Below are 2,125 nucleotides of genomic sequence, written 5' to 3' on the forward strand. Positions count from 1 at the left end.
TGATGTTGGAAACGTCAAAAACGGACTGATAATATCTGAACCGTTTGCCTAGTTTAATAGGAACAGTCTGTTGCATCTCGATATCGTATAGTCGCCCTTTGTCATCTTTAGCCAAAACATCAGCGATGATTGACTTAGATTTTTCGTATTCCTGCAGTTTATCTTGGGCATGGAACTCAATACTCTTAATATTCAATTCAGGCAGAATTGCTTGAATAAGCTTCAAGCAGTTATCTTTTTGTTCCATAACCCACTTAAAAACGGCATCGTTAGTAATTTTAACTCGCTTTAGTATATCTTTTTCGTGGTTGGATAATTTATGTGACATAACTTTCTTTCTAAAAATAGCCCTCTATTACTAAATACGCAAAAAAGGGCGGAAAATTTCTAGAAAATGGAAATTTAGGCAAAAGAAAACCAAGCATCTTCATAGATACTTGGCTAAATCTACTATTATTACTTATTCAAATATGCTTCAACATCTTGTTTGGTTAATTGGTCAGGATCGCTGTGGCCGCGGCTGGTAGCGAAGCGGTAGAGGTCAATAATGTCTTGAGGACTCCAGGCTTGTTCGTTAAAACCAAGAGACTTGAGCTTATCTCTCATGTTAATAATTGTATCTTGGTCAACGGTCTTGCCGTTAACAGTATGATCTCCAGGTTTGCCAACGCCTTGCTTGCCAGCGTTACCAGTATCTACCGAACTAGAAGATTGAGCTGAAGAACTGGATGAGGAAGAGTTCGCTTCACTACTATTGTTATTGGATGCAGATGATTCTTCAGAAGATTGAGAGCTGGAACTGGAAATAGAAGAAGATGAAGACTTCTTTTCCTTATTAGATGTCTTGCTAGAAGACTGGGTAGGTGCTGGCTGGCTCGCTTGATTATTGCGAGTGATTACATAGCCACCGCCACCTATAACAAGAGCGGCGAAGACGATGATCCAGAGAATTGATTTTTTCAAGATTTTTTCCTCCTATGTGTTTACTCAAATTATAGCGATTTTTAAGGGAAAAAGGAAAAAGTTTGAAATGGTTGATACAAAATTGCATCTCAAATGGTTATTAATAGTGTAAGACATCTGGCGCGCGGGTTGATTACAAAGAAATCTAATGAAAGTAGAATTTAAGTTTTCCTATATCATTTTCATCCAAAGTGAAAACGAGAATCTAGATTAATGAAGAAAGGTTTTGAAAAACATGGCTTTTGAAAAATTATCACAATCAGTGCAATTCAACTACGTAAATGAAGGTAAGTACGGCAAGAATGGTAAGACACGTGAGTACAAGAATGTGAAGTTCGATGCTGGTGCTGATCAGTTACTTACTGTAGGTGGAGCCCTTAGCAACTTGATGGGGGATGAATTGGGCAAGGCTACATTAATTACCAAGCACGCAATTAAGAAGGATTAAGATCGCGAACCTGAGACGAAATTATTAAATAAAGGAGAAAAGAGAACATGACTGAAACTACTAAGACTTTGAGATTGAATTTTACTAACGGTGAAAACAAGACTAGCACATTATCTTTGGCAGGTGCTAGAGATAACGTATCTGAAGAAGAAGTACGTGAAAATATGAGGGTGATTGCCGATAGCGGCGTCTTTGAAAAGGATGGAGTTGTGATGTATGCTAAGCCAAAATCTGCTGCATATGTTGAACGAGGCGTTACTACTATCTTCGATGATTCTGCAACTACTGCAGATAAACAAGCATAATTTAGAGGAAGTATGGCGCTTATATAGGATAGTCAGAAGGTTAAAAATAGTAGCTGGAGATAGAAAAAAATCCAGATAAATTGTAGGCGTATACAAAAACGAATGTTACAAAATTGCTTTATTTTGTAACAAAGCTTGTAAAATTTAAAGATCTGTATAAAAAATACAAAGAAAAGGTAAAGATGGGTAATATATCCATCTTTATTGCTATATAAAGGTTTTTGACTATACCAAATGCTGAAAAATGCATTGGACCGCGAAAAATGAGAATATTACAAACAAAAAAATATACCCGTTTGGCTTGCCTTTTGGCTCTTAGGTTAGTACAATATGAATCGTGGTAAGTAATAGGACAAATGCTTCAGGCGTGATGCCTGTACGCATGCTGATCCTTCAGCAAGACTACTAC

General features: G+C 37.0%; 4 protein-coding genes. 2 read left to right on the plus strand and 2 right to left on the minus strand.

From position 1 onward, the window contains the following. Both FC46_RS09710 and FC46_RS09715 read right to left on the minus strand, forming a co-directional pair. On the minus strand, positions 1-328 hold a 328-nt coding region (locus tag FC46_RS09710), incomplete at its 3' end, for an Rpn family recombination-promoting nuclease/putative transposase (protein ID WP_157046840.1). 128 nt (positions 329-456) lie between these two features. Then, entirely contained in the window at positions 457-963 is a 507-nt protein-coding gene (locus FC46_RS09715) for a SpoIIIAH-like family protein (protein ID WP_057800214.1), read from the minus strand. A gap of 235 nt (positions 964-1,198) precedes the next feature. Here FC46_RS09715 and FC46_RS09720 point away from each other — a divergent pair, with 235 nt between their 5' ends. Both FC46_RS09720 and FC46_RS09725 read left to right on the plus strand, forming a co-directional pair. After that, entirely contained in the window at positions 1,199-1,411 is a 213-nt protein-coding gene (locus FC46_RS09720) for a DUF1659 domain-containing protein (RefSeq protein WP_057800216.1), read from the plus strand. Between the two features lie 47 nt (positions 1,412-1,458). Then, a complete protein-coding gene (locus FC46_RS09725; protein ID WP_057800218.1) occupies positions 1,459-1,716 on the plus strand; it encodes a DUF2922 domain-containing protein in 258 nt (85 codons plus the stop codon). Positions 1,717-2,125: the final 409 nt, after the last annotated feature.

The organism is Lactobacillus kalixensis DSM 16043 (genome assembly GCF_001434335.1).
GTDB lineage: Bacteria > Bacillota > Bacilli > Lactobacillales > Lactobacillaceae > Lactobacillus > Lactobacillus kalixensis.

Coding starts and splice junctions, on each gene's coding strand:
- FC46_RS09720 (WP_057800216.1), top strand. CDS start 1,199: ATGGCTTTTGAAAAATTATCACAATCAGTGCAATTCAACTACGTAAAT.
- FC46_RS09725 (WP_057800218.1), top strand. CDS start 1,459: ATGACTGAAACTACTAAGACTTTGAGATTGAATTTTACTAACGGTGAA.